This is a genomic window from Bacillus cereus (genome assembly GCF_007678085.1).
Classification (GTDB): domain Bacteria; phylum Bacillota; class Bacilli; order Bacillales; family Bacillaceae_G; genus Bacillus_A; species Bacillus_A cereus_BE.
Genome location: NZ_VEDW01000060.1, coordinates 1 through 224 on the forward strand (window position 1 = coordinate 1; position 224 = coordinate 224).

Here is a 224-nt window from a genome sequence, read left to right on the forward strand (position 1 = left end):
GCAAGGTTATCAATCCCTAAATCAATACTCATATAACGAGCATTCTCTTCAATCATTTGTTGTTCAGAAGGAACATCCATTACCAATTCCACTACATATTCATTGTATTTTGGAATCACACGAACTTGTTTCAGTTTACCTTCAGTAAAACCTAGTTTCCCAATATTTAATTGCAATTTCGTCTTTGGAAACTTTAAAAATCTACCGTTTTTAATGATGCAATC

At 32.1% G+C, this 224-nt stretch carries 1 pseudogene; it reads right to left on the minus strand.

The annotated features are described in order from the left end of the window. A pseudogene (locus FS742_RS27375) lies at positions 1-224 on the minus strand (RNA-guided endonuclease InsQ/TnpB family protein); the annotation flags it as partial.